This window comes from Ornithinibacillus liuyingii, from assembly GCF_055550225.1.
Map to the genome: position 1 here is coordinate 1 of NZ_JBPWOS010000009.1, position 21868 is coordinate 21868.

The window sequence follows — 21868 nt, forward strand, 5'->3', positions numbered from 1 at the left end:
AAGAAAAATTGACTGGACTGAGTCCGGTAGAATACCGAACTCAATCCAGTCAATCAGCTGCATAATATAAACTCTAACTTTAAGGGGTTGCCACCATTGCAGGCTTTTTCTTATGTTATAATGGTTCAAAATATTGAGACAGGGGCGAAAGGAATGGATAAGCATTTATTTCTTTTCGGTGGTGGTTCACCTTTTACTGCTAATTTTGCCAAGGAATTTGTGGAATTGACTTCACCTGGGCCTATAGCAATCCTTTTTATAGATGGTGGAGAACCTATCATCCACCGCTATACGGATCGATTATCCAATTTTGGTCAAGTGGAATATTTCAATTTACCTTTACCATCTACATCAGTGGAAGAGGCGATTAGAATCATCAAAGGTAGTACTGGAATCATTATTTGTGGCGGAGATACGGCTAAATACGCGGAATGTATTGTAGATACGGAAATAGCAGATGCCGTACGAAATGCTTATGAGAAGGGGATTCCTGTTGCGGGATTTTCTGCAGGTGCGCTAATTAGTCCGGAATTATGTGTGATTTCTGCACGGGACGGTGGCTGGGATCACTATCAGAAACGAACAGGACTAGGATTAATTAAAGACACATTAATTGCGGTGCACTTCACAGAGTGGAATGAGCAGGAACATCTCACACAGATGACAAGGGATATATATACAGCCCACAACTATGGTATTGATGAGCAAACGGGAATATATTTTAAAAATGGAAATCTACAGGCATTTGATGGTGGCCATGTCTATACAATGGAAAAAGGAAGCTTATTTCAACTTCATTAAGCTTCCTCTTGCATTTTTACTATTTTTTCATTCCGCTTTACCATCTGTTCGTATCGCTTGGTAAATTCATCCAGTTCATCTTCGGAAAATGGCATTTCGACGACTTCTCCTAATTCTTGCAAAGTGGATAAAACGCGTCCTATCATGTCAGGAACTGTCAAGTGGTGTCCGGTAAGGTTCGACAAAGATTCCATAACGTTTGGATTAACAGTTGGATAGGTAAATTTCGTTTCTTCCCCTTTTAAGCTAATATCATAAAATTGTCGAATCAGAGTTGCACGCTCATGGCTATTTCCCTCAATATCTAAATAAATCTGGATAGCAGCACCATCACGGACTCTGCGTTGCGAAATTCCGGCAAATTTCTTCCCATTAATACTTAAATCATAGTCACCAGGACAATAGGATTCGCTAATTTCATAGGCCTCAATTTCATTTGTTATATCCCGGAGCATGTATTGAATAAAGCTAACCATGGCTTCGTAACATTCATGAATCGACAGATGTTTCACTCCTGGCAATACAAGGGATAAATTTAGAACGCCTTCATCGAGTGCAACAGCTAGCCCACCGGAATTTCGTACGATAACCTGATAGCCATGACTTCTTAATAGCTTTACCCCTTCATCTACATAAGGTAAACGTGCATCTGGAATTCCAAGTACAATTGTTTTGGGGTGGACCCATAGTCTCATGCTGGGTGGTGACTTTGCTAAGCTTACAGAAGTCGCAAGGGCATCATCAATTGCAAAGGATGTTAATGCGGTATTCGACACGTTATGAAAATATTTTTCTTTCGTATGATCAATGTAGCGGAATGTCGTATGATGTATGATTTCTTGCCAATTTTTCATGTTGTTCTCCTTTACCATTTCAGAAAAATGTCTTTTTTCGTCTGAGTATCTATTATATAATGATAACAAAATCGTCGAATAGAAACGAGTTGAAACACTGTGGCCTACAAAGATGAAAAACTGCATGAAGAAAAGGTGTTTAAAGATCCAGTGCATCGATATGTCCATGTTCGTGATCGAGTAATCTGGGATTTAATTGCAACACCTGAATTCCAACGCCTTCGTAGAATAAAACAATTAGGAACAACCAATATTACGTTTCATGGGGCAGAACATAGCCGCTTTAATCATTCATTAGGTGTTTATGAAATTGTCCGGCGTATTATAGAAAATTTTCAAGATCGACCACATTGGAATAATGATCAGCGTCTATTATGTATGGCTGCGGCATTATTACATGATTTAGGACATGGTCCATTTTCCCACTCCTTCGAAAAGGTGTTTAAGCTGGACCATGAATACTTTACACAAGCTATCATTCTCGGAGATACAGGTGTGAATAGAGTGCTAGAACGTGTTAGTCCTGGTTTTGCTCAGGAGGTAGCGGATGTAATAGGTAAAACACATACGAATAAATTAGTTGTTAGCTTAATATCTAGCCAAATTGATGCCGATAGAATGGATTACCTGCAGCGAGATGCCTATTTTACTGGGGTAAGCTACGGCCATTTTGACATGGAACGTATTTTGCGTGTCATGCGCCCGATGGAAGACCAAGTCGTGATTAAATCTTCTGGGATGCATGCTGTGGAAGATTACATTATGAGTCGTTATCAAATGTACTGGCAAGTGTACTTCCACCCTGTAACAAGAAGTGCAGAGGTCATTTTAACCAAGATACTACATCGTGCAAAGCATCTATATGAATCAGAATATAATTTTACCTTACAGCCGACCCATTTCCTGTCCTTTTTCGCAGGGGATGTTTCATTGGATGAATATTTAAAGCTAGATGAGTCTATTGTTCATTATTACTTCCAGCTATGGCAACAGGAAGAAGATGAAATACTAAGCGATTTATGCGAGCGATTCATGAATAGACGCTTATTTAAGTATGTTGAATTTAATCCTAATAAACAGGTTGCTGATTTATTACGCCTAATCGAACTTTTTAAAGAAGCAGGGATTAATCCGGATTACTATCTTGTAATGGATTCTTCATCGGATTTACCATATGACTTTTATCGTCCAGGTGAGGAAGAAGAGAGACTTCCGATTCACCTGTTGATGCCAAATGGATCATTTAAGGAGCTTTCAAGACAGTCAGATATCGTAGAATCCATCTCAGGTAAGAAAAGAACCGATCATAAATTATATTTCCCTAAAGACTTTTTATATGCAATCAAAGATGAAAAAATCGTACAAGAAATCACAGGAATTCTATATAGCAAGGAGATGGAATAAATGCTAGATAATCATGCAAAGCTAATGCAGTTTTTTTCTGAGGCAAAGCAAGTGACCGGTAGAAAAAAACTGCAAAAAATGGTCTATATTCTACAATCATTTGGTATTCCTTTTGAGGAAAAATTCCAATTTCACTTTTACGGTCCTTATTCGGAAGAGCTCTCATTACGAATGGAGGAGTTATGTAATTTAGGGTTTATCAATGAAGAAAAAGAAGTGAAAAGCAATTATTTTCAATATCACTATACGTTAACGGATGATGGTGTTGCGTTTTTAAGCCAATACAGTGTGGACATGCCAAATTGTTCTGAAAGCATTGAGCTACTAAAAGGCAAAAGCTCTCGTTTTCTAGAACTAGTGTCTACAATGCTATATTTTAAAGACTTACCAAAGGATGAAGTGGAACTTAAAGTACATGCGGTAAAGCCAAAACAAAAATATAGTGACGAAGAAATGGCGGATGCCTGGAAGTTAATTGACGAGTTAAATCGGAAGCTACAGTAACGATAGTCGTGAAATAAATAAGCAAGCTGTGCTACAATAGTGGATAAACAGTTTGTGTAGGAGGTTTACGAATGAGCGGAGATAATAAAAACCGATTTACGATTATTAAAGATGATTCCAATGACGGGCATGGGGGCTATGGGGTAGGAGCAATTAGTCTAGAAAACATGTCATCCGTGATTGTTGATCCTAATGAAAACAAAGCCTATGTTGATATGGGTGCCATGCACGCTAGAAGTGATGTAGAACGCCGTGTGAAATTCCAACCAGATCGCACCAAAGTACCCGATGGAAAATTATATTGGATAGTATGGGTAAACGTCGACCGAAATGAAAACGGCCCTTATTATGCAGGGGTGGCAGGATGCGAAATCCTAGTTGATCGCCCAAACAAAATAGCATACAAATCCATGCCAGAGCATGTGAAGCATATGGAAAAATCCCTTAAAGGTCATGTCATCGTCGACCATATGGATGAACAGTCTAGACATTTATTACGTGACTTCTTAAAGGAGTTTAAACCAGAATTCTGGGAAAACTCTACCGACGAATTAAAACAAGCATTAGAATAGTAAGAAGAGGACTAGTAACGGAATCGTTATTAGTCCTTTTTAATCTTCACTGGAAAAAATTATTAAAATAGTGAACAATTTGTGTCTGAAAAATGAATCTTTTAATAAAATCTTGTACTTTGCTTCAGAAATTTGTAAACTAATTAATACATGGGCTTACTCATGTATTACTAGGACAAAAAAGAAGCCGACACCTGCAAACTGGACACTTGCGGGATGTCGGCTTCTTTTTTGTATTGGATGGGAGGGAGATGCGCCAACCACACCAGCACATGCCCCAAAGAGACCCAACCCCTAACCTCAATCAAAAAACACTTCAAACCAACGTCGGAATAGTCCTTTCTCTTTATCATCTTGCTCTATTTCATCCCCATAAAAATGTTCATTACAATAAAACTCTGGTTCGGTACCTTTTTCAAAGAACATGACGGTACTTGTTGGGCAATGTGGTGTTGCACGCAATCCAGTAGTTGGGTCAACTGGTACGGCAACTAGTCCATCTGGGGCTTCGAAGTGCTCCTCTGGGATATCTTGATGAGCTTGCTCCATAAAGGTGCTCCATATTTCCTTGGAATAGGAGCGTTCTGGTACGGAGGTTATGCTTCGGTTATCATCATAACCAGTCCAAATGCCAGCTACAAGGGATGGGCTGAACCCAATCATCCAACTGTCTGAATCGGTAGAACCAGTTTTGCCAGCGTAGGTACGGGTTAGATTATCCACTATAGAAGAACCAGTAACGGACATATAGCCATTAAGCGACTCATCGAAAGTGCCAGTCATTAGCTGTGTTAAGATAAAGGCTTTTTGTGGATCTAACACTGGCTTTTTCCTGCTTTCATCGCGTTTATAGACAGTTCTTCCTTCCCGGTCAACAATCTTTTCAATAGTATGGCTATCAATAGAATAGCCACCGTTAGCGAGCATGGCATAACCAGAAACCATTTCCTCGACTGAAACAGTTGCGGTACCGAGTGCTAAGGAAGGAACAGATGGTAACTTACTAGTAATTCCAAATTTCCTAGCTGTTTCAACAAGCGTTTCTACTCCTAAATACATATTTGTCTTTACAGCGTAAATATTATCGGACAAGGCAAGGGCTTGGGCTAACGTAATTGGTTCATTCGCATAATATCCGTTAAAATTACTTGGTTGATAAACTTGTCCATCATCAATTTCAAAGGTAGTCGGTTTGCTCATTAGCATTGTCGTTGCCGTATAACCATGTTCTAAGGCTGCATAATATAAGAACGGCTTAAATGTAGAACCCGGCATCCGCTTGGCTTGTATTGCACGGTTAAATGGACTTTTTTCATAGCTACGGCCACCAACCAATGCGCGAATTGCCCCGTTATGGGGATCCACTACTACCCCACCGACCTCTAATTTGCTTGAATCCTGAATCGTTTGAACAATACTTTTTTCTAAATGCTTCTGTAGCGCAATATCTAATGTTGTGTAAATTTGATACCCGCCAGACCGAACGGATTCATGGTCGATATCGAGAAGAACGGCAGCCTCTGTTAGCACGGTGTCCTGAAAATAGGGACCAATGCTAAGCTGTTTTCTATCGGATGGGTCCGTAAATACAAGTTGTTCACTTTTGGCTGAAATATATTCTTCTTCTGAGATAATATCTTTTTGCTGCATAATGGCTAGTATTTGCTGCTGCCTGTTTGTTGCTCTTTCTAAATCATTTTGAGGCGAATAGTATGTCGGTCCTTTAGGAATTCCAGCGAGCATAGCAGCCTCCGCGATCGTCAAATCACTAGCTTCTTTATTGAAAAAGTAATGACTTGCTGCTTCAATTCCATAAGCTCCATGACCATAGTAAACTGTATTCAAATATCCTTCCAAAATTTTTTCCTTCGAGTAAAACATTTCTAGTCTTAATGTATAAAATGCCTCTTTCAGCTTTCTTGTCCATGTTTTTTCATGTGAAAGATAAAGATTGCGTGCATATTGCTGGGTTAGTGTACTCGCCCCCTCTTTTAACGACATGGTTTTGATATCCTTTAAGATTGCTCCTAGGATACGCTTTATATCAAAGCCGTTATGTTTATAGAAGCGCTGGTCCTCAATCATTAATGTCGCATTAATCAAATTGGGGGATATATTTTCTAAATCGACCCAATAACGGTTCTCTACACCATGTTCTTCACCAATCATTTCACCATTGGCACTATAGTAAATGGTCCTTTGATCATTTAACAGACTAGGCGGACCTAGTAAAAAGGCGATAAGATATAGAAGTAGAATTCCTGAGACAAAGAATAACGTGATTCCGATAGTCATTTTCAATACAATACGTCTGAGTTTTTTGGCTAGAAAGTTTTTCTTCATATCCTAATCTCCATTTGTTTTGTCGTATACTGTCAATTATTATCATTATGGGAAAACAGACTAGGAAATAAACTTCTGATTATATATATTGAAATACGACTTAGATTGTCGCTATAATAGTAAAATATGAGCAAATAATAGGGGCGACAAAATGAAAAACCAAGTAACCATTCATTTACATACGGTAATTGAGGATAATGGTCTGAAAGAAACAAGCACCGTGAAGCAGATTGGTAACTTTTATCAGAAGAATAATATGGATGTATTAGCTTTTGAGGAAAAGGTAGAAGGGGATCACGCGATAAAGAGTATGATTACCATTCAACCAGGAAAAGTGAATATTAAACGGTCTGGAATCGTTTCAATGAATCAGCAGTTTCGCTCGGAGAAAGTCACTGAGAATGTGTATAACCACCCACATGGTCACATTCACATGGAAACTTTTACAAAATCAATTGATTACCAAGCACTAAGTGGCGAGCAAGCAGGTCATTTAAAAGTGGAATATACCGTAAAACTGAACGGACAAGATGAACGTAATCATACGCTTACACTCACGTTTAACAAGGAGGAAGAAGAATGAACGTCTTAGCACAAACGGAAACAAATTTAAAAGAACAAATACGTGCTGCCGTATTAAAAGCAGAATTAGCACAAGAAACGGAAATCCCAGATGTCATATTAGAAAAACCAAAGGATAAATCCCATGGTGACTTCGCTACGAATATTGCCATGCAACTGGCACGTGTTGCCAAAAAAGCACCTAGGCAAATTGCTGAAGCTATCGTAGCTAATTTAGACGCTTCAAAAGCATCAGTAGAAAAGGTCGATATTGCAGGACCTGGATTTATTAACTTCTTCATGAAAAATGATTTCTTAACCGATTTAATTCCAACCATTTTAGAGGCTGGAGAAGCCTATGGTAAAACAGAGCATGGAAAAGGGACAAAAGTTCAAGTGGAATTTGTTTCGGTAAACCCGACAGGAAATCTTCACCTAGGCCATGCTCGTGGGGCAGCCTTTGGAGATGTATTATGTAATGTCCTTAGTGCAGCAGGATATGAAGTAGAACGAGAATATTATATTAATGATGCAGGTAACCAAATTGATAATCTAGCTCTATCTGTCAATGCACGCTATTTACAAGCATTAGGTAAGGATGTCGCAATGCCTGAGGACGGGTACCATGGTCAGGACATTGTAGCAATAGGGAAGCAATTGGCTGAGGAGCATGGAGAAGAATGGGCGAATAAATCGGAGGAAGAGCGCTTAGCATTCTTTAAGGAGTTTGGTTTAGAGCATACACTAGGGAAAATAAAAACAGATTTAGCGGACTTCGGAGTTGAGTTTGATAATTGGTTCTCAGAAAGAAGTCTTTACAAAAATGACGAGATTACCGATGTATTAGCGAAGTTGAAGGCTAGTGGCTATATCTATGAACAAGGCGGTGCTACTTGGTTCCGTTCGACCGATTTCGGTGATGACAAAGACCGTGTATTAGTGAAAAATGACGGAGCATTTACGTACCTAACACCAGACATTGCATATCATCAAAACAAGCTAAACCGCGGGTTTGATAAGCTAATCAATGTATGGGGTGCTGATCACCATGGCTATATCCCTAGAATGAAGGCGGCAATTGAAGCATTAGGCTATGATCCAGAACGCTTAGATGTAAAAATCATTCAAATGGTAAATCTATTTGATGGTGGAGAAAAGCTACGTATGAGTAAGCGTACAGGAAATGCTGTTTCACTTAGAGAATTAATGGATGAGGTTGGAGTGGACGCGGTACGTTATTTCTTTGTGGCACGTTCAAACGATTCTCAGCTTGATTTCGATGTAGAGCTTGCTCGTTCTCAATCAAATGATAACCCGGTATACTACGTACAGTACGCACATGCTCGTATTTGCACGATGCTTAAACAAGCAGAAGCAAAAGGGATAGAGGTTAAGCAATCATTCGATTCTTCTTTATTAACCTCTGAGAAAGAGCTTGATTTGTTGAAGAAGATGGGAGAATTCCCTCAAGTTATTGTGGAAGCTGCTGAAAAGCATACACCACAGAAAATTACGCAATATGTATTTGATTTAGCATCCTTGCTGCACAGCTTTTATAATGCAGAGAAAGTATTAGATACCGAAAATATCGAGTTAACCAATGCAAGACTTGCGTTAATGAAAGCAGTCCGTACTACCATTGCAAATGGCTTAAACTTAATAGGAGTAACAGCACCTAAGAAGATGTAAAAGACTTTTAAATAGAAGACGTTAAAACCTGGGGAATTCCCAGGTTTTTCCTATATTCGGACGGGGGTATTTCTTTGTTTCTAGAAATAACTATTGTTTTTATGAGGAAGGCTTGCGATTCGGTTTTAGCCCTTCCTTTGAGCCTCCCGTTAATCCAATCATCCTCATGCGGAGCTACTTTCCCCAGCCAAAACCTGATTTCCCCATAAAATACAATATACCTACAGAAGATACGATAACTAAAATGCCATACACAATTTCCATGGATATCCTCCTGAAATTTGTCATATTATTATCTTAATTTTACGATAAAGGGAAGTGTAGTTCCAGTTTCTACACGAGAATGAAGTCAATTTATTTCTGAACACGCTTAAATATGTTCTTCTTCATTAACGTTTTCCAAGAATTTCTAGTCTAGTGGTAAACAAAGCTCATTTCGATAAAAATAGGTTGACTGAATAGTCATTCATAATTTATAGTGGTAGAAGAAGCACTCTTTTTTATTTTCGGAAAAATGGAATCGCTATCATTCTGGTTCATCGTACCATGTTTTAGTAAATTTAAGCAATAGGGCGTTTGTTATGAAGACGTAAGGGCAGAGCCGACTAGCAGAAGATAAAGAAAACACGACGGGTGAGGGGAGCCGGTGTTAACTGATCTAATCGTGAGTTGGCAGAAGTCTGTTGTGGAATGATGCGTCCGGATGAAGCAATCTTTGATGTTTAATTTCTATTTTAAAAGAAGACCTAGAAACAGTCAGGAGGAGCAGCTGATGGAGACATTTTTGTTAATTAATACGCTATTATTTTCAGCTATCACACTGTATGCATTTTACTTATTTGGTAGAGTAATAGCAACTCGAGTAGCCTACATTAGATTAGGTAAAAAGTCAGAATTCGATGGGGACATGAAGGAGCGAATAAGACGGATTATCACGATAGTATTTGGTCAATCGAAGCTATTAAAAGATAAAAAGTCCGGTGCTATTCACGTCATGATGTTTTACGGTTTTATTCTAGTACAATTTGGAGCTATCGACTTTATTGTAAAAGGGATATCACCAGGTAATCATCTCCCATTTGGATTTTTATATCCCGGATTTACCTTCTTCCAGGAAATCGTAACATTAACGATTTTAGTGGCTGTAATTTGGGCATTTTATCGTCGTTATATTGAGAAGCTAGTTCGACTAAAGCGTGGGCTGAAGGCTGGATTAGTATTAATTTTTATCGGGACATTAATGCTATCGGTATTATTTGGAAATGGAATGGCATTAATTTGGCACGGGGAATCAGCTACATGGACAGAGCCTGTTGCAAGTTTATTTGCCACTATCTTTGGCTTCTTATCTCCTCAAGCAGCCATGGTTATGTTCTTTATAGCATGGTGGATTCATAATTTGACTTTATTAACGTTCCTAGTATATGTACCGCAGTCTAAGCATGCACATTTAATAGCGGCACCGATTAATGTGTTTTTTAGTAAACATATACCTGGGAAATTGAAAAAGCTAGACTTTGAGATTGATGAAGAAAGTGAAGAAGAAGTATCTTTTGGAGTAGGGAAGGTTGAAGATTTTGAGCAAGTACAGATGATTGATTTCTATGCTTGTGTCGAATGTGGCCGCTGTACAGATGTTTGTCCTGCTTCTGGTACTGGGAAAATGCTTTCTCCAATGGACTTAATGGTTAAAATCCGTGATCACTTAACGGAAAAAGGAGCAGCAGTAACAGGCAAATCACCGTGGGTACCAGCATATGCCTTTTCTAGTACACAAGGTAACCAATTAGCGAAACGTGCTAACAATGAAGCAGCTGCAACATTTGAAAGTATGAGCTTAATCGGAGATGTCATTACAGAAGAAGAACTCAATGCATGTACAACTTGTCGTAACTGTGAAGAGGCATGTCCAGTAATGAATGAACATGTCGACAAAATAATTGATTTACGACGTTATCTGGTGATGACAGAAGGAAAAATGGATGCAGAAGTGCAACGTGCGGTAATGAATATCGAGCGTCAAGGAAACCCATGGGGACTATCGAAAAAGGACCGTATTAAATGGCGTGAAATGGATGAGTCCGCATACATTCCAACTATAAAAGAATTGAAAAAAGAAGGAAAAGAGTTTGAATACTTATTCTGGGTAAGCTCTATGGGCTCATTCGATGCACGTAGCCAGAAAATCGCTATTGCATTTGCCAAATTAATGAACCAAGCAGGGATTAGCTTTGCGATTCTAGGTAATAAAGAGGCGAATTCTGGGGATACGGCAAGACGGATTGGTAACGAATTCTTATTCCAAGAAATCGCAGAGAAGAATATTAAAGAATTTGAGAAAAATGAAGTGAAAAAAATCGTAACGATTGATCCACACGCCTATAATATTTTTAAAAATGAATATCCAGACTTTGGCTTTGAAGGGGAGGTATATCACCATACCCAATTACTATATGATTTAGTCATGGAAGGGAAGTTAAAGCCTACTAAACCGATAAACGAACGATTAACCTACCATGATTCTTGTTATCTAGGAAGGTATAACGGTGTCTATAATCCACCAAGAGAAATCTTACTTGCTATTCCAGGTTTGGAGCTTGTGGAAATGGATCGTAGTCGTGAAAACGGTATGTGCTGTGGGGCTGGTGGTGGCCTAATGTGGACAGAGGAAACAACTGGTAACCGAATTAATGTTGCAAGAACCGAGCAGGCTTTGGCTGTTGAACCAACAGTTATCTCTAGTGCTTGTCCGTATTGCTTAACCATGTTAAGTGACGGAACAAAGGCAAAAGAAGTGGAAGAAGATATTAGCACAATGGATGTAGCGGAAATTCTTGCCTTATCTGTTTTAGTTGAAGAAGAAGTAAAGACAGCGTAAGGTTAAAGAGAGGGGCGTTTTGCCCCTCTTTATCAGAATTAAACTTGAGCGAGCGTTCAATCGTAGAGATTTAACGTATTACTAGATATAAGTTTAAGAGGAGGAAATGAAGATAATGAAGAAATCTGTAATAGTTTCTGGAGCTAGAACTCCATTTGGGAAGTTCGGAGGGGCATTAAAGTCACTAACAGCATCCGAGTTAGGCGGGAAAGCAATTGAAGCAGCATTGAAGCGAGCGGGAGTAGATAACTCAGCAGTAGGCGAAGTGATTATGGGGAATGTGCTACAAGGTGGGCAAGGACAGCTTCCGTCACGTCAAGCAGCACGTGCAGCTGGATTACCGTGGGAGGTAAAGACGGAAACGATTAACAAAGTATGTGCATCAGGCTTGCGTAGTGTCACACTGGCAGATATGCTCATCCGCCTTGGGGAAGAAGACATTGTCGTAGCAGGTGGTATGGAAAGCATGAGTAATGCCCCGTATATACTACCAGATGCACGCTGGGGCAACCGGATGGGAGATAAACGTGTAGTCGACATGATGGTTCACGACGGGCTAACCTGTTCCTTCACTGGAGTACACATGGGAACTTACGGAAACTCTACCGCCGATGAATTTAACCTTACACGTGAGGCACAAGATGAATGGGCATACCGTAGCCATATGCGTGCAGTAAAAGCAATCGAAGACGGCAAATTTGACGAGGAGATCGTCGCAGTTGAAATCCCACAACGAAAAGGCGATCCAGTACTAGTAGAAAAAGATGAAGCACCTAGAAAAGATACTAGTGTAGAAGCTTTAGCAAAATTAAGACCAGCATTTGATAAAGACGGGACAATTACAGCAGGGAATGCACCTGGAATTAATGATGGAGCAGCAGCATTCGTCATTATGTCTGATGAAAAGGCTTCGGAGCTTGGTAAGAAGCCATTAGCTACCATTTTAGGTCATGCCGAAGTAGCCGTAGAAGCAAAGGATTTCCCAAAAACTCCAGGAATTGTCATTAATCATTTACTAGAAAAAACAGGTTACACCAAGGATGATATTGCCCTTTATGAAATTAATGAAGCATTTTCAGCAGTATCCTTAGCAAGTAGTGTAATCGCCGATCTAGACCCTGAAAAAGTAAATGTCAATGGTGGGGCAGTTGCACTAGGCCATCCAATCGGTGCAAGCGGCTCCCGCATCATTCTAACCTTAATCCATGAACTAAAACGCCGTGGAGGAGGATTAGGTATTGCAGCTATCTGTAGTGGAGGTGGCCAAGGAGACGCCATATTAATAGAGGTTGCTGCAGAATAATAGGGGCTAGATGTGAGTTTTTATTGCTTACTAGCCTTGGTTGCGAGCGCGTCATGGCTCGGGAGTTACGCGAGAAAGAAAGCAATTCGCGCCAAATCCAGATTTCGCACGAGAATGTGGGAAACTCGCGCGACTTGGTTAGGATATCGCGCGGGAGAGGAAGGAACTCGCGCGACTCAGTCTAAATTTCGCGCGAGAGAGTTAGAAATTCGCGCCACAAATTAGATTCCGCGCGAAAAAGGCAACTCTCCGCGTGCTCCAGACCAAGTCCCGCGCGAAAAAAGTAAAAGCCCGCGCGCCCCTGGTATAGTTATCTAACAAGAGAAGAAGTATATCGCGCCCAATGCAGATTTCACGCGAGAAAGTGGGAAACTCACGCGACTTGGTTTGGATATCGCGCGAGAGAGTGAGAAATTCGCGCCACAACTGAGGTCCCGCGCGAAAAAAGCAACCCCTCGCGCGCTCCAGACCAAGTCCCGCGCGAAATTTACACATATCCAGCCAGAGCACGCAGCAAGTAGTCCAACACTAGTCAAAACCTTATAAATGTAATAAAACCAATAAGCCAGAAAAGCTCCCATATACTAGCAATCTACTTTTCTGGCTACATTAGAACTTTCAGGAGGTGCCAATAATGAAAACGATTATGGTCATAGGAGCAGGACAGATGGGATCGGGAATCGCTCAAGTCTTTGCTCAATCTGGCTTCGATGTATATTTAAATGATATGAATGAAGCGGCGTTAAATAAAGGAATGAACAATATAGAAAAGCTATTAACTCGTGCGGTTGAGAAGGGTCGTATGACAGATGATCAAATGGCGGAGACCTTAAATAGACTTACACCATCAACGGGCCTTGAGGATGCTTCCAATTGTGATGTAGTTATTGAAGCAGTTGTTGAAAACATGGACGTAAAAACAAGTGTGTTCAAACAGCTAGATGAAATTACGCCTGCACATACTATTCTTGCTTCCAATACATCATCCCTTCCTATTACAGAAATTGCAAGCGTTACCAACAGGCCGGAGAAGGTAATTGGTATGCACTTTATGAATCCGGTACCTGTTATGAAACTAGTAGAAATCATACGTGGATTACAAACGAGTAATGAGACATACCAAGCAATAGAGATAATAACGCATAGCTTAAACAAGACGCCAGTAGAAGTAAATGATTTTCCAGGCTTCGTGTCGAATCGTATTCTAATGCCGATGATCAATGAAGCGATTTACACGCTTTATGAAGGAGTGGCATCGGTTGAGGATATCGATACTGTGATGAAGCTAGGTATGAATCATCCGATGGGTCCGCTGCAATTAGCAGATTTTATCGGATTAGATACATGTCTGTATATTATGGAAGTGTTGCACGAAGGCTTTGGTGACAGTAAATACCGTCCATGCCCATTATTAAGAAAATATGTTAAGGCAGGATGGCTCGGTAAAAAATCAGGTAGAGGATTTTACCATTATGAGTAGCACGACATTAACTTCACCTCACAGGATAGGAGGGGACCACATGCGTTTTCATTTTACCGAAGAACAGCAAATGATGCGTAAAATGGTTCAGGATTTTGCTCAGAAAGAAGTGCTTCCAGAAATAGAACGAATGGAAAAGGAAAAACGGTTTCCAATGGAGCTCATTCGTAAAATGGGTGAACTTGGTATTATGGGAATTCCTATCCCAGAGGAATATCAAGGTTCTGGGATGGACTATACCTCATATGTTATTGCAATCCATGAGCTATCGAAAGTAAGTGCAGCATTAGGTGTTATTTTATCCGTCCATACTTCTGTTGGAACGAATCCGATACTTTTTTTCGGGACGGAGGAACAGAAGAAGAAATATGTTCCGAAGCTTGCTACGGGTGAATATCTTGGTGCATTTGCATTAACAGAGCCACATGCAGGGTCCGATGCCAAAAATTTAAAAACGACAGCGAAACTGGATGGGGACCATTATGTTCTAAATGGCTCAAAGGTATTCATTACCAATGGTGGAGCAGCAGATATCTATATTACTTTTGCCCGAACGGCACCAGGTGCTAATGGTATTAGTGCCTTTATCGTAGAAAAAGATACGGAAGGCTTTATTGTTGGGAAACAGGAAAAGAAAATGGGATTACATGGATCGAATACAGTCCAGTTAATGTTTGAAGGCTGTCGTATCCCTAAGGCACAGTTACTCGGAAGAGAGGGGGACGGCTTCAAGATTGCCATGGCTAACTTAAACAAAGGGAGAGTTGGCATCGCGGCACAAGCCTTAGGAATTGGAGAGGCGGCATTTGAATATGCTGCAAATTATGCGAAGGAGCGAGAGCAGTTTGGGAAACCGATTGCCAACAATCAAGGCATTTCATATAAGCTAGCAGACATGGCAACCAAATTGGAGGCTTGCAAACTATTAGTCTATCGCGCTGCATTGTTAATCGAGCAGGACACCCCATGTGCCAAAGAAGCCTCCATGGCTAAAATGTTTGCTTCAGATACCGCGATGCAAGTGGCAATTGAAGCGGTACAGATTTTTGGAGGATATGGTTATACCGAGGAGTATCCAGTTGAACGGCTATTCCGTGATGCAAAAATCACTCAAATATACGAAGGAACAAACGAAATTCAGCATATGGTAATCGCTAATAATCTACTGAAATAGGGGGCATGGAGGATGAATTTTCAATTAACTGAAGAACAAGAAATGCTACGTAAAATGGTACAGGATTTTGCCAGGAAAGAAGTAGAACCAACCGCAGCAGAGCGTGATGAAGAAGAGCGCTTTGACCGTGAGATCTTTGATAAGATGGCGGAACTTGGTTTAACCGGAATTCCTTGGCCGGAAGCGTATGGTGGTATTGGTGCAGACTATGTCAGTTATGTCATTGCGGTAGAAGAATTATCTCGTGTCTGTGCTTCTACAGGGGTTACATTATCCGCGCATCTTTCCCTTGCAAGCTGGCCGATTTATAAATATGGAACGGAAGAACAGAAGCTTGACTTCCTTTATCGTCTAGCTACAGGGGAGGCATTAGGGGCCTATGCATTATCAGAGCCTGGTGCAGGTAGTGATGTTGCCTCTATGAGAACGACTGCGAAGTTAGATGGAGCTCATTATGTTTTAAATGGAAGCAAAGTCTGGATAACTAATGGTGGTGTTGCTGATATTTATGTTGTATTTGCTAAGACAGATGTTGATGCACGCCATAAGGGAATCAGTGCCTTTATTGTAGAAAAAGGCACAGAAGGCTTCTCCTTTGGAAAAAAAGAAAAGAAGCTTGGAATTCGTTCCTCACCTACTACAGAATTAATATTTGAAAATTGCCGTGTGCCAAGGGAGAATCTGCTTGGTGAAGAGGGAGAAGGCTTTAAGATTGCCATGTCAACGCTAGATGGTGGACGTAATGGAATAGCTGCCCAAGCGGTTGGTATTGCTCAAGGTGCACTAGATGCCGCGACGAGCTATGCCAAGGAACGGGAACAGTTTGGTAAGCCGATTGCTCACAACCAAGGGATTTCATTCAAGCTAGCGGACATGGCAACGGAGATTGAAGCGGCTCGACTATTAACCTATCAGGCTGCTTGGTTGGAATCGGAAGGAAAACCATATGGTAAAGCATCAGCCATGTCGAAGCTGTTTGCTGGAGATGTGGCGATGAGAACGACAGTGGAAGCTGTTCAAATATATGGTGGATATGGCTATACAAAAGACTACCCAGTAGAGCGCTTTATGCGCGATGCAAAAATTACCCAAATCTATGAAGGAACACAGGAAATACAACGCCTTGTTATTGGGAGAATGGTAACGAAATAGAGAGGATGGTAGGAGGATGCACCAGTTAGTTGAACGAATTCAGGAACAGGACATTCGTGCTCTAGCAAGAGCCATTACATTAGTAGAGAATGATCATGAAGATAAGCTGCAAATTATGCAAGATGCTTATCGGATCAGGAAAAATGGGATGTATATCGGACTAACTGGTTCACCTGGTGCCGGAAAAAGCTCACTAGTAAATCGTTTAATCTCACATATCCGAAAAGAAGGAAAAACAGTCGCTGTTATCGCTGTGGATCCTACTAGTCCCTTTAGTGGAGGGGCACTACTAGGGGACAGGGTTCGGATGAATGAGCATTTTATTGATGATGGGGTTTTTATAAGGAGTATGGCAACACGTGGAAGCCTTGGTGGGCTTGCTCGTGCAACAAAGGATGCCTTAAGACTTTGTGATGCGTTTGGTTTTGATGTCATTATAGTCGAAACCGTTGGAGTTGGGCAATCCGAGCTTGATATTATGAAAATCGTCGATACTACCGCTCTTGTTCTAACACCCAATAGTGGTGATGTCCTGCAAATATTCAAAGCCGGTATTATGGAGATAGCCGATTTGTTTATTATTAATAAGGCAGATTTGCCAGGAGTTGGCAAGCTGAGAGCGTTATTAAGAGAGTTAGTTCATATTACCAAATCCGCTGAACACCAAACACCAATTGTCAAGACCATCACCACGGAAAACCAGGGGATCGATACGTTATGGGAAAAGCTGAAAGAACATCATGACTACTTATATCGCACGACAGAAGGGGAAAAGCGACGAGAAGAAAGACACCAGCTAGAAGTCTTGGAATTGATTCGAGATGAAATTTGGCGCGATGTATACCAATTTGTCCAAATTCAACCTGAATTTAATCGTAAGTTAGTAAATAGTGATCCTTATAAGCAAGCAGTGGACTGGTACTACAAGTGGAAAAAAGAAGGGAGATAGCTCAAGTTGGAGAATAAGGTTCTATCTTCTGTAAAAGATGAGGGATTAATTAAGAAAAGGCGAAATCAAATGATTAGAGGTGCCTTAACGTTATTTAAAGAAAAGGGATTTCATCGTACAACAACAAGAGAAATTGCGAAAGAATCCGGATTTAGTATTGGAACCCTGTATGAATATATCCGTACGAAAGAAGATGTACTATACCTTGTCTGTGAATCCATTCATGGGGAAGTGGAAAAACGGCTTGAAGCCGTAGTGGATCTGAAGAAACCATCAACGGAAACACTTTGTAATGTGATTACATCTTTTTTCCGATTGATGGACGAGATGCAGGAAGAAATTCTGGTTTTATATCAAGAGGTTAAATCACTTAGTAAAGAAACGAGAAGTGCTATTTTAGACAAGGAACGCGAAATGGCGGCTATGTTGGAGAAAGCCATTATCACGTGTCTCCCTCATCCATTGCCTAAACAAGATACAACATTGCTGGCAAATAATATATTAATTCACGGCCATATGTGGAGTTTTCGCAGGTGGATGATACAAAAGGATTTTACATTAGAGGAATATATCGATAAGCAGCTTTCGTATACACTTTCTGCAATGGGAATAAATCGAGACGAATTGAATTGGAGGGGTGAGAATGGAACAGGTAACCGTATATAAAACAGAGCATCCTGTTCGCTTTGTTACGGCATCAAGCCTTTTTGACGGGCATGATGCGTCCATTAATATTATGCGTAGAATATTACAAGCGAGTGGAGCCGAGGTTATTCACCTTGGTCATAATCGTTCCGTAGAGGAAGTAGTACATGCAGCGATTCAAGAGGATGTACAAGGAATTGCGATTTCCTCTTATCAAGGCGGACACGTGGAATATTTTAAATATATGGTCGATCTTTTACAGGAGCTTGGGGCTGGTCATATTAAGGTCTTTGGTGGCGGTGGTGGTGTCATTATCCCACGCGAAATTAAGGAATTACACCAATATGGGGTAACGCGAATTTTCTCCCCAGAAGATGGTCGTAAACACGGCCTACAAGGGATGATTAATCTCATGCTTGAGGAATGCGATTTTTTGCCACCATTTGATATTGAGAACCAGTTAAAACGCCTACAAGCGGGCGACCGTCAAGCAATGGCAAGGATCATCACTTTTGTAGAAAATGGAAAGATTTCGGATTCGGAAAAGAAGGAATTACTGGACGCTTTACAAGAATTGTTAAACCCGAATATCCCGGTTCTTGGTATTACAGGTACTGGTGGTGCGGGAAAAAGTTCACTAACAGATGAATTAATTCGTCGTTACCTGAATGAAATTCCAGATAGAAAAGTTGCCATTATCTCCATTGATCCAACAAAGCGGAAGACCGGTGGTGCCTTATTAGGGGACCGTATTCGCATGAACGCTATTTTTACAGATCGTGTATATATGCGCTCATTAGCTACGAGAGATTCTAGTAGTGAATTATCTAAAGCAATTGAAGATGTCATACAGGTCGTGCGTGCTTCTGGCTATGACTTTATTGTGGTAGAAACGAGTGGTATTGGTCAAGGAGATGCAGCAATTACAGAAATAACGGATTTATCCATGTATGTCATGACCTCTGAATATGGGGCGCCGACACAGCTTGAAAAGATAGATATGATTGATTTCGCTGACTTTATCGTGATTAATAAATTTGAACAAAAGGGTTCTGAGGATGCATTAAATCAAGTGCGTAAACAATATGAGCGTAGTCATATGCTGTTCCATCAGGATAAGGAAACCTTCCCAGTCTTTGGGACCATCGCTAGTCAGTTTAATGATAGTGGTACAAATGCACTTTTTGCAGCACTTATTGATAAGTTGAATGAGAAATATGATTGGAATGAGCAAGTTGATTTCGACCGTCATACGATTTCTGAAAAGCAAAATTTAATTATTACCAATGAGCGTCGCCATTATTTGCGTGAAATTGCGACCCATGTTCGTAACTATCAAAAGTTTGCCAAAGAGCAAAGTGAGATTGCAAGCAAGTTGTACCAATTACATGGTGCTATGGAGTTAATCGAGGAAGAAAATGTAAACGCTTCACTAGAGGCCGCTTATAAAACATATGAGGCCAAACTTTCTCCAGCCGCCAAGGAATTACTGGAATCATGGGATAAAACAAAGGAAAGCTATTCGGGTGACACGTATACCTTTAAGGTCCGTGATAAGGAAATTCAAATGGAGCTTACTACTGAATCACTAGCCGGCTTGAAAATTCCTAAAGTTGCGTTTCCGAAATATATGGACTGGGGGGAACGATTGCGCTGGCTATTAAAGGAAAATGTTCCAGGTGCATTTCCTTTTACTGCTGGTGTCTTCCCATTTAAGCGAAAGGGAGAGGATCCAACTCGTCAATTTGCAGGAGAAGGTACACCAGAGCGCACGAATCGTCGTTTCCACTACCTATCTAGAAATGATGATGCCAAACGGTTATCGACTGCCTTTGACTCGGTAACCTTATATGGGGAGGACCCAGCCTATCGCCCAGATATTTATGGAAAGATCGGGGAAAGCGGTGTAAATATATGTACGTTAGATGATATGAAGAAGCTATACAAAGGCTTTGACTTAACCGATCCATTAACCTCTGTATCCATGACGATTAATGGTCCGGCTCCGATTATTTTAGCAATGTTCTTTAATACAGCGATAGATCAGCAGGTGGAGAAGTTTGAAGCAGAAAACAGAAGAAAAGTAACCCCAGAAGAATATGAAAAACTAAAAGAGGATACTTTAGCATTAGTCCGAGGTACAGTTCAAGCGGATATTTTAAAAGAAGACCAAGGGCAAAATACATGTATTTTCTCAACAGAGTTTGCGCTTCGGATGATGGGAGATATCCAGGAGTATTTTATTGACCACCACGTTCGAAATTATTACTCCGTTTCTATTTCTGGCTATCATATTGCGGAAGCAGGGGCAAACCCAATTACCCAGCTTGCCTTTACATTAGCCAATGGCTTTACGTATGTAGAATACTATTTAAGCCGTGGAATGGATATTAATCAGTTCGCACCAAACCTATCCTTCTTCTTCTCCAATGGGTTAGATCCAGAATATACGGTAATTGGTCGGGTCGCTCGACGAATTTGGGCTGTCACGATGCGGGATAAGTACGGGGCTAATGAGCGCAGTCAAAAATTAAAATACCATATTCAAACATCTGGCCGGTCCTTACATGCACAAGAAATTGATTTTAATGATATTCGCACAACCTTGCAAGCGTTAATCGCAATCCAAGATAATACGAATTCACTTCATACGAATGCATATGATGAGGCGATTACAACACCGACAGAGGAATCGGTTCGACGAGCGATGGCAATTCAAATGATTATTAACCGTGAATTCGGTTTAACGAAAAACGAAAACTCCCTACAAGGGTCATTTATTATTGATGAGTTAACCGATTTGGTGGAAGAGGCTGTACTACAGGAATTTGAACGTATTAATGATCGCGGCGGTGTACTAGGGGCAATGGAGCGGCAATATCAACGAGGAAAAATCCAAGAGGAATCACTATACTATGAAGGAAAGAAACACTCAGGTGAGCTTCCAATCATTGGCGTCAACACATACCTAAACCCTAATCCACCATCAGAGGAAGAAATAGATTCCATGGAGCTTGCACGCGCGACAAAAGAAGAAAAAGAGCACCAAATCCAGGAGCTAAAGAATTTCCAAGAAAAACATAAACACGAAGCAGAGACCGCACTTAAGAATCTAAAGCAAGTAGCGGCATCAGGTGGAAACATTTTCGAGGAACTAATGGAAACTGTAAAAGTAGCCTCCCTTGGCCAAATTACTACTGCCTTATATGAAGTCGGTGGGCAGTATAGACGGAATATGTAGGAAGTGTGTGGGTAGGTAAGTATTAAATTTTTCATCAGCATTAAAAAACGTACACATTAGCTAAAGAATAAGCGAATTCAAGTTTTGTTATTGAACTGTATTAGAACAATAACCTAAGGATTATGGGGTAGCCCGAATACGTACAGCCTATATGGGATTAATGACTTATAAGAATGTCAACAGAGCAAAGCTTATTAAGACTCACTATCCTCCGTAGAAAGGCGAAGTGTATTCGGGCTGCATGTATTGATTTCTTTAAATTTCCAATTTAGGGGATTCTGGTAGTAAATAAACTGTAAAAACAAGAAAATAAATTTG

Annotated in this window: 16 protein-coding genes; 14 read left to right on the top strand and 2 right to left on the bottom strand. The window is 40.5% G+C overall.

Annotated features, from left to right (window positions below):
* Positions 1 to 153 precede the first annotated feature (153 nt).
* A complete protein-coding gene (locus tag ACSKT4_RS12885) occupies positions 154 to 801 on the top strand; it encodes a Type 1 glutamine amidotransferase-like domain-containing protein (RefSeq protein WP_186868290.1) in 648 nt (215 codons plus the stop codon).
* On the opposite strand, the gene ACSKT4_RS12890 is transcribed toward ACSKT4_RS12885, so the two are convergent.
* Positions 798 to 1655 carry a lipoate--protein ligase family protein gene (locus ACSKT4_RS12890; RefSeq protein ID WP_465823539.1) on the bottom strand — a complete coding sequence of 286 codons (858 nt, stop codon included), beginning with the start codon at positions 1653 to 1655 and terminating at the stop codon, positions 798 to 800. The genes ACSKT4_RS12885 and ACSKT4_RS12890 overlap by 4 nt on opposite strands.
* A gap of 99 nt (positions 1656 to 1754) precedes the next feature.
* On the opposite strand from ACSKT4_RS12890, the gene ACSKT4_RS12895 reads away from it, so the two are divergent.
* From ACSKT4_RS12895 to ACSKT4_RS12905, 3 genes are all read left to right on the top strand, one after another.
* Complete coding sequence (locus ACSKT4_RS12895) at positions 1755 to 3059, top strand: HD domain-containing protein (protein WP_465823541.1); 1305 nt, start codon at positions 1755 to 1757, stop codon at positions 3057 to 3059.
* Positions 3060 to 3563, top strand: coding sequence for a YwgA family protein (locus tag ACSKT4_RS12900; protein WP_186868293.1), 504 nt, complete (start codon positions 3060 to 3062; stop codon positions 3561 to 3563).
* Between the two features lie 71 nt (positions 3564 to 3634).
* Positions 3635 to 4135 (top strand): YwhD family protein, encoded by a 501-nt coding sequence (locus ACSKT4_RS12905; protein ID WP_186868294.1) that lies wholly within the window; start codon positions 3635 to 3637, stop codon positions 4133 to 4135.
* 300 nt (positions 4136 to 4435) lie between these two features.
* Here the strand turns inward: ACSKT4_RS12905 and ACSKT4_RS12910 are convergent, their stop codons facing one another.
* Complete coding sequence (locus ACSKT4_RS12910; RefSeq protein ID WP_465823542.1) at positions 4436 to 6478, bottom strand: transglycosylase domain-containing protein; 2043 nt, start codon at positions 6476 to 6478, stop codon at positions 4436 to 4438.
* Between the two features lie 151 nt (positions 6479 to 6629).
* On the opposite strand from ACSKT4_RS12910, the gene ACSKT4_RS12915 reads away from it, so the two are divergent.
* The 10 genes from ACSKT4_RS12915 (at position 6630) to icmF (ending at position 21550) form a co-directional block, all read left to right on the top strand.
* A complete protein-coding gene (locus ACSKT4_RS12915; RefSeq protein ID WP_186868296.1) occupies positions 6630 to 7061 on the top strand; it encodes a YwiB family protein in 432 nt (143 codons plus the stop codon).
* Entirely contained in the window at positions 7058 to 8728 is a 1671-nt protein-coding gene (argS, locus tag ACSKT4_RS12920) for an arginine--tRNA ligase (protein ID WP_465823543.1), read from the top strand. Before ACSKT4_RS12915 ends, argS begins: the two co-directional genes overlap by 4 nt.
* Before the next feature lie 772 nt (positions 8729 to 9500).
* Positions 9501 to 11606, top strand: coding sequence for a (Fe-S)-binding protein (locus ACSKT4_RS12925; RefSeq protein WP_465823544.1), 2106 nt, complete (start codon positions 9501 to 9503; stop codon positions 11604 to 11606).
* Between the two features lie 115 nt (positions 11607 to 11721).
* A complete protein-coding gene (locus tag ACSKT4_RS12930) occupies positions 11722 to 12909 on the top strand; it encodes an acetyl-CoA C-acetyltransferase (RefSeq protein ID WP_211741123.1) in 1188 nt (395 codons plus the stop codon).
* Between the two features lie 634 nt (positions 12910 to 13543).
* The gene (locus tag ACSKT4_RS12935; protein ID WP_186868300.1) at positions 13544 to 14389 is read left to right on the top strand and encodes a 3-hydroxybutyryl-CoA dehydrogenase; all 846 of its coding nucleotides are present in this window, start codon (positions 13544 to 13546) and stop codon (positions 14387 to 14389) included.
* 40 nt (positions 14390 to 14429) lie between these two features.
* Positions 14430 to 15563, top strand: a complete 1134-nt coding sequence (locus tag ACSKT4_RS12940; RefSeq protein WP_186868301.1) for an acyl-CoA dehydrogenase — start codon at positions 14430 to 14432, stop codon at positions 15561 to 15563.
* Positions 15564 to 15575: 12 nt separating this feature from the next.
* The gene (locus tag ACSKT4_RS12945; protein WP_186868302.1) at positions 15576 to 16715 is read left to right on the top strand and encodes an acyl-CoA dehydrogenase; all 1140 of its coding nucleotides are present in this window, start codon (positions 15576 to 15578) and stop codon (positions 16713 to 16715) included.
* Positions 16716 to 16731: 16 nt separating this feature from the next.
* The gene (meaB, locus tag ACSKT4_RS12950) at positions 16732 to 17664 is read left to right on the top strand and encodes a methylmalonyl Co-A mutase-associated GTPase MeaB (RefSeq protein WP_211741124.1); all 933 of its coding nucleotides are present in this window, start codon (positions 16732 to 16734) and stop codon (positions 17662 to 17664) included.
* Positions 17665 to 17670: 6 nt separating this feature from the next.
* Positions 17671 to 18330: a TetR/AcrR family transcriptional regulator gene (locus tag ACSKT4_RS12955; protein ID WP_246521268.1), complete on the top strand. Its 660-nt coding sequence runs from the start codon at positions 17671 to 17673 to the stop codon at positions 18328 to 18330.
* On the top strand, positions 18308 to 21550 hold the full coding sequence (icmF, locus tag ACSKT4_RS12960) for a fused isobutyryl-CoA mutase/GTPase IcmF (protein WP_465823545.1): 3243 nt from the start codon (positions 18308 to 18310) through the stop codon (positions 21548 to 21550). The genes ACSKT4_RS12955 and icmF overlap by 23 nt, the downstream gene beginning before the upstream one ends.
* Positions 21551 to 21868 lie beyond the last annotated feature (318 nt).